Origin of the sequence: Gilliamella sp. Nev3-1, from assembly GCF_001690435.1 — a bacterium.
GTDB classification, from domain to species: Bacteria; Pseudomonadota; Gammaproteobacteria; order Enterobacterales; family Orbaceae; genus Gilliamella; species Gilliamella apicola_C.
On the sequence record NZ_LZHN01000055.1, the window covers coordinates 1 to 6,564 of the forward strand.

Annotated in this window: 6 protein-coding genes and 1 pseudogene; 4 read left to right on the forward strand and 3 right to left on the reverse strand. The window is 32.9% G+C overall.

Annotation, left to right across the window (positions count from 1 at the left end; translation table 11 throughout):
- Together A9G40_RS07995 and A9G40_RS08000 are read right to left on the reverse strand one after the other, a co-directional pair.
- A protein-coding gene (locus A9G40_RS07995) for an IS1182 family transposase (RefSeq protein ID WP_141675227.1) occupies positions 1-1,356 on the reverse strand; the annotation gives its coding sequence in 2 pieces (ribosomal slippage) (positions 1-783 and positions 783-1,356; 1,357 coding nt annotated over the 2 pieces). This gene is flagged as partial in the annotation.
- A gap of 205 nt (positions 1,357-1,561) precedes the next feature.
- Positions 1,562-2,455 carry a LysR substrate-binding domain-containing protein gene (locus A9G40_RS08000; protein ID WP_065582618.1) on the reverse strand — a complete coding sequence of 298 codons (894 nt, stop codon included), beginning with the start codon at positions 2,453-2,455 and terminating at the stop codon, positions 1,562-1,564.
- Positions 2,456-2,664: 209 nt separating this feature from the next.
- Here A9G40_RS08000 and A9G40_RS15490 point away from each other — a divergent pair.
- Positions 2,665-3,444, forward strand: a pseudogene (locus A9G40_RS15490) (SDR family NAD(P)-dependent oxidoreductase).
- A gap of 123 nt (positions 3,445-3,567) precedes the next feature.
- On the opposite strand, the gene A9G40_RS08010 reads toward A9G40_RS15490, so the two are convergent.
- Positions 3,568-4,059, reverse strand: a complete 492-nt coding sequence (locus A9G40_RS08010) for a hypothetical protein (RefSeq protein ID WP_065582619.1) — start codon at positions 4,057-4,059, stop codon at positions 3,568-3,570.
- A gap of 489 nt (positions 4,060-4,548) precedes the next feature.
- Here A9G40_RS08010 and A9G40_RS08015 point away from each other — a divergent pair, with 489 nt between their 5' ends.
- Genes A9G40_RS08015 through A9G40_RS15295 form a run of 3 tightly spaced genes read left to right on the forward strand, consistent with a single transcriptional unit; the run spans position 4,549 to position 5,260 of the window.
- Positions 4,549-4,800 (forward strand): hypothetical protein, encoded by a 252-nt coding sequence (locus A9G40_RS08015; RefSeq protein ID WP_065582620.1) that lies wholly within the window; start codon positions 4,549-4,551, stop codon positions 4,798-4,800.
- Positions 4,801-4,804: 4 nt separating this feature from the next.
- Positions 4,805-4,999: a hypothetical protein gene (locus A9G40_RS15290; RefSeq protein ID WP_218057980.1), complete on the forward strand. Its 195-nt coding sequence runs from the start codon at positions 4,805-4,807 to the stop codon at positions 4,997-4,999.
- Positions 5,000-5,002: 3 nt separating this feature from the next.
- A complete protein-coding gene (locus A9G40_RS15295) occupies positions 5,003-5,260 on the forward strand; it encodes a MarR family winged helix-turn-helix transcriptional regulator (RefSeq protein WP_218057981.1) in 258 nt (85 codons plus the stop codon).
- The last annotated feature ends 1,304 nt before the right edge of the window (positions 5,261-6,564 follow it).

A 6,564-nucleotide genomic window follows, 5' to 3' on the forward strand; every position in this document is an offset into this window, starting at 1 on the left:
TAAAAAAACGTAACAAAAATAGCTTTATCGCTATTTTCTTGATATTTTGAGCCGTTGCGGCCAATAAACACTGCATTTGAACCTGCGCTCTTCCTCTAAATCGTGCATAGCGATGTCCGTGATGTTGTTTAGCATCAGCAAAGCTGCGCTCTATCGTTTCTTTTCGCCGAGCATAGACTTTTTTACCCCACTGACTTAAACGAATCTCGTTGGCTTTCTCTTTATCTGCTTCCCAGATATGCCGTGTGATGACTTTCTGTGTATTTTTACTCTGTGTACACTGTGACAATAACGGACAGATTTTGCAGGTTGTTGCATCAGAATGATAATGACGATAACCTTCCCTGCTGGTAGTTTTATATATTAATGTTTGCCCGTTTGGGCAAGTATAAGTATCGTTTTGACTGTTATAGATAAACTGCTTTTTTCTGATGGGATTCGCACCATGGGTGGGGCGGCGATAACCCAACACCGGATATATCTGCTCTGCCAGCAGTAAATGGCAAATGGGAGCCGTAAAATAACCCGCATCAAGACCGACACCAACCGGATTAAAGCCAAACCGCTCTAGCTGGCGTTTTAATCGAGCCATGTAAGGCTGGGAATCATGGATATTTCCAGCTGTGACATAGGTATCGGTAATTAAATTATGTTTGCCATCAACCGTTCGGTGATCTAAGTAGAAGAACCCTTTAGGCTTGCCTTCCCGATGCATAAAGCCACTGTCTGGATCTGTTGTACTGACTTTAACCTCCTTGTATTTCTCTACCGTCGATGGCTTTAAGGCTTTTTTCCGTTTAATTCTCTTTCTGTGTTGATGGCTTGATTAAGCGCATCAATATATTGACTGGGCTCAACAATACGCTGCTCATTACGTGCTTTGCCTTTATTGGCATTTGCTTTTAGGTGAGTACTGTCCGTATATAAAACCCGACCACTTATCAACCCTTTGGCAATGGCCTGCTCAACAATATTATCAAAAATCTGTTGATAGATTTCACTGTCATTAAACCGACGGCGACGATTTTGACTAAGTGTTGAGGCGTCAATCACTTTTTCGGTTAATCCCATTCCCAGAAACCAGCGGTAAGCTAAATTGACCTGAATTTCCTGAACCAGACGACGTTCACTGGGGATACCGAAAAGATACCCCAATAGCATGATTTTAAACAGTCTGACCGGATCTTCTGCCGGACGACCGTTATTAGGGCAATAAAGTGGTGCTACCGCTTCTCGAATAAATTCAAAATCAATGACTTTAGCTATTTTACGAACAAGATGATTTTGGGGGACAAGCGCATCTAGTGAGATTTGCTCTATTTTTTCTGGTGTCGCTGGAGTTGGTTTTTTTAGCATAGAAGAACTTCTCTTATAATGGACTCCTCTCTATTAGATCAAAGAACTCGTCAAAAAGCGAGTTCTTTGTCATCAATCTGAAGCAATTAAATTGCTTTTATTTTTAGTATAGTTATATTTATAAACACGTGCTTTATATAACACTTCTAATTCTTTATTTTTCCCTTACATAAGCTGTTTTATGTTTATAAAAACACTACACATATTAAAACTCTGAATCTATTACAAACTCAATAAACATCTTAAGTTTAGGTAGCCTATATAAATCCGCTGTATAAAGCATGTATAATTTTCTGGCGGGAGGTAAATAATCTTGCAATATTGGTAATAATTTATTCTGTTTAATTGCCTTATTTAGCATTGCTTCAGGTAACATGGTGATACCTACACCTTCAATAGCTGCGGTGGCTAATGCTAACGTATTATTACTTTTAAACGAACCTGATATAGGCAGTTCAACTAACTTACCACTAATAGTAAATGACCAAATATCATCTTTTTTATTTCGATTCACATACTGATAGATTAGACATTGATGCTGGTTTAGTTCCTCAGGTACCGTTGGATTACCATATTGAGCTAAATAACTAGATGCAGCAGCAAAAATCAATTGATATGGCTTAAGTTGCCGTACAATTAAACCTGAATCAACTAATTCACCAATCCGAAATACAATATCAAAATCTTCTTTAATCAAATCAACATAACTATCGCTCAATTGCAAATCTACATCAATTTTTGGATAGCGCTTTATAAACTGGCTAATAATTGGGATTAAATTAAAATTGCCATAACTAATTGGAGCACTGATCCTAAGCTTACCTTTCGGCTCATCAATAAGTTGCTGAGCCTCAATAAGTTGCTGAGCTAACATTTTGCTAGCTTTAATCTCACTAAGAATAAACAGACACCGCTCATAATATTGTTTGCCAAATTCGGTAAGGATTTGTGAACGAGTTGTTCTATTCAGTAATTTTATCCCAAAATAATTTTCTAAAAACGCAATATATTTAGCAACCATTTGTGGAGAAGTATTTAATGAAACAGATGCAGCAGCAAAAGATCTTTTTTTACTGTTAGCACAAAAGCATCCATGCATCTTAATAGATCCATATTATCAGCCTTCAGTTGTTAATAAATCAATTTTCAAATCATTTATTATTCTTTATTTTACAAATATTATAACGCAAATCAAGTAAATACCTAAAAATATAGTAACTAAATACAAATTACAAACAAACGGTATTTAATCGTTTGATAGCATTTAACCAAATATCAACATAAAAAATGAAAGAGGATAAAATGACAATGACAGATAAAAAATATACTGTTATCACTGGAGCTAGCTCTGGTATAGGCTTTGCAACAGCCATTGAATTTGCTAAACGAAATAAAAATTTAATTATAATAGCAAGAAGAAAAGAGCAACTAGAACAATTAAAACAACGCATTAATGATATGAACCCGCTATTAGATATCATTATTCAAACGTGTGATTTATCGGTAGCGGTTAATGCACATTTACTATTTGATCAATTAGATCAATACAATATTGAAACATGGATCAATAATGCTGGTTTTGGTCATTATGGCTGTGTTGGCCTTCAGGATTTAACCAAAATCTAATCTATGTTGCATCTAAATATTGAAGCATTAACTATTTTATCCACTCTTTATGTATGTAAATACCAAAACCAATCAGGCGCTCAGCTTATTAATATATCATCACGAGGCGGATATACTATTGTGCCTAATGCTGTAACATATTGTGCAACCAAATTCTATGTTAATGCTTTTACCGAAGGGTTAGCGCAAGAATTAAAACAAGCTAATGCCCAATTAACAGCAAAGGTACTGGCGCCCGCAGCAACAAAAACGGAGTTCGGTCAAAAAGCCAATAATACAACCGAATATGATTACGACAATTGTTTTGCTCGCTACCATACCGCAAATCAAATGGCTGAGTTTTTACTGGCTTTATACGATAGCAACAAAGTTATTGGTGAGATTAATACTAAAGATTTCTCTTTTTCACTAAAAGATAGCCTATTTTCTTATTCAGGAAATCCGTCAGAAAACCAAAAGTAAGAAAATAACGAATTTACCAGCAATATTCAGTCGAAAATATTAATTTTAACAAAAATGAGTTTTGGCAATCGTTATTTTGATTGCCAATTTCAGTATAAAGAAAGAGAAATATAGTATATCGATTTAAAGTGACTTTTTATTTACTTCGATTAAAAAATAGCGTTTAAATGAAATTGGGCGCCAGACATGAAATAGGTTTCTAAGTGTAAACGGAAAGGTTTTTATAGGTTTTTTAAAAAGTTTAAGTAACCAACCATCAGTCCCCTCAAACGACATAAATTCAAAACTTAATGTATGATCCGATAAAATTTTAATATTCCAAAGCCCACAAGCGCTAAGCCAAGCATATGCTCCACCGCCAATTCTGGCACGATCAACGATATGGTAGTTTTTTGAATCAAGTAGATAGATGAATAAAACTTCTTCCCAAGGACCACCATCTTCCGTCACAAAAATTAAAACGTAACAGCTATCATAGCTAAAAGCCATTTCTAAATAGCGACCTTCTAGTTTTTCATCATAGCAAACACCATCAACTTCAACAAGCGAGCTAATTTTACCTCTTTTGCCTTTAGGTAGCGGTTTTAATGTAATATTAGATATCGGTTTTATCATGTTTATCCTGAAAAATACTTATAGTTCAGTTAAATAAAAATAATGATTGTCAAATTCTTCTATTGACGTATTTTTAAATACTTTGAGCATATAGATTTCATATGTGGGTGTTTATTCATACCATGCTAAGAAAGTTTTCTTGGTCCATTTTAGTACTATATCAGACTATAATTAATCTATGCGAGAAAATTTAACTGCTCAGTTTAAGAAAATCAGATAGTTATTATGAATGTATTATTAAAATAGTGATATTGACCCATTTAATAAGTGTACATATAATATGTGTACTTATTATATAAAGGAAGTAAAAAATGAAAATTTCAATATCTTGTGCAGTTCCAGTAACTTCTCAACCATAAAACTATATGGAAATACTATATTGATATTTCTTTAAGAAAATTATGGGAACTAGATTTAGAAGAATTTCGTATCTTCGGTGAATTAAAAAGTGGGGCGAAAGGAGTATTTAAACTACAAGATGCACCTGAGATGGAAGTTATTTTATCCACTGTTATTCCCGAGCAAGAATTTACTGAGCAATTTAATATACCTGATATGGGCATACTCTACTTTTCACATCAAATTGAAGTCGTATCACAAACAGAATCCATTATTAAATCAGTGATTTCATTGCTTCCTAATGAAAATGTTAATAAAGAAGCATACTACGGTTTTTTTAAACACATTTCAGATGATATTTTTGATAAGACATTTAGATTAAAAGAATTAGTAGAGCAATAAAGTAATGGATCATGAAACTCAATTTTTATCTAAGTTTGAGGAAGATTCAAAATCAATAGGCTTTCTTTTTATGAGAGCTTATTCAACTTGGCATAGTCAAATTAAAAACTGCCTTAAAAAGCAGTCTATTACACATCCTCAATTTATTGTGATGGCAACTACTGCTTATCTTTCTCAGAATGTTGACGAAGTCACTTAAATCATGATTTCTAAAAAAACAAATATAGATGTTATGACTATTTCTCAAATTATCAATAAATTGGAAGAAAAACGATTTATCATAAGAAATAACTCGTTAAAAGACAGCAGGGCAAGGTCAATTAAATTAACCGCAGATGGCTACGCAGTAACGAATAGAGCTCTTCCTTTAGTGGAGGATATTGACCAACAATTTTTTTCATCTTTAGGGAAAGATAAGCCATCTTTTCATGATATGTTATTGAGGTTAGCAAAAATATAGAGTTTTTGAACTAATACGTTATGTTAAAATTTAGTCACCCCAGGTAAGCCTACACTTTTTAGTATCAAAAAGTGTAGGTCATAGATTCACTTTATTTTTAATTAATGGCCGATAAGTTAGAATCACTAACGAACAATCGATCAAAATAAAGGGCAAATGATTATGAGTGCTTGTAATTTACAAATTATCGGTGATAAAACTTAGGCAAAATACAGTGATTGGATTAGTTATTTGCCAAAAGATATTCATTTTTATATTGTAGATTTACCATTAAGAGGTAAAAAAGTTAATAAACCAATGTATAATCGAGACACTGATTGATAATATTTTCCGTATCCTTGATATTATATGGTATTCTTTCAACTATAATCTCTATAGTCAACTGTTATTTAACTTAGTTTTACTGTAGCATGATCCTTGTCAAAAGATTAGATAAACTTTTAACCAAAGAATTAATATTATCATCTACCATCATCAAAAAACTTAAATAAAATCAATTAGTTTTCTGGCTGATTTTTATCATGCCGATTTATCCTTCTTACTGTCTCATCGCAGCCTTAGTCCCTGATATCATGGACTAAGCTTGGCGCGCTTAAACATGCATTAAATAAAGCGTAATCAACCGCCTATTGTTTGAATGCTATATTAAATTTTTACTTATATTGATTTAACATAGATATTGAGCAGATAATATACAGTGTATAACCATAAGGATAAGTAATGCAGAGTATTTATCGGCAAATTCGGAGGTATAAATCATATTGTATGCTTATTCGTTTTCTTGCTGAAAATTCAATATTGTTAAGTTTAAGCTACCGTATCACTACTAAGGTTTACCTCTGAACCTCGCTTACTGTAATGAAACCTAAAGATAACTTTCAAAGCTAATTAATGCGCCTTTTTGGGGATACAGATACGTATACTTATAAACGCCTGATTTTAGAATTATTCAATTTAACCAAGAGATATATACTACCAACATCAAATAAAGAGTAATTTTTATCTCTTGGCTTGATGGCTTTTATTTAAGTATCTGTTAATGGATGTTTTTTCTAACCATAATTATTTTAGGTATATGAGATATAGATATATTGCGTCCGTATACCTAAAAATTTTGGTTGTGAATGTACCTTAATGATACTTGCAGGGTAATAAAATTGCTTTTAAGGCTTATTGTTACTGGGCTTGGTGTGCTTTAAAGAATGCTACTGTTTATTGAATTGGTGGGCTGGCGTTAGTTGAATTTGACGATTAATAGATTAATTAATAATAAAATTTTAATTTCACTGAATTAAAATATAACT